This window comes from Bacillus sp. SIMBA_008 (genome assembly GCF_046535495.1).
Taxonomy (GTDB): Bacteria; Bacillota; Bacilli; order Bacillales; family Bacillaceae; genus Bacillus; species Bacillus subtilis.
The window spans coordinates 1-233 of sequence record NZ_JAWRWL010001346.1; the positions used below are offsets into that span (position 1 = coordinate 1).

At 59.7% G+C, this 233-nt stretch carries 1 protein-coding gene; it reads left to right on the forward strand.

Going from position 1 to position 233, the window contains the following annotated elements; translation table 11 throughout:
- Nucleotides 1-30: 30 nt before the first annotated feature.
- Nucleotides 31-233: hypothetical protein (locus SB658_RS27830; RefSeq protein ID WP_410603820.1), on the forward strand; the 203-nt coding region annotated here is incomplete at its 3' end.

A 233-nucleotide genomic window follows, 5' to 3' on the forward strand; every position in this document is an offset into this window, starting at 1 on the left:
GGCGGGCTGAACAACAGCGGCGGGTCGTTGATGGCGGTGAACAGCCTGAACATCAACACCGGATCGCTGAACAATCAGAACGGGATTATTTTTGCGGGCAATCCCAATGCGCCCGGTGGACCGACGACCGGCGACGTCTCACTGACGATCAACGGCGGAAACGGCTCCTTTTATAACCCGGGCGGCCAGTTGCTCGCACAGCGCAACATGGGCATCAGCGCGATGAACATGGC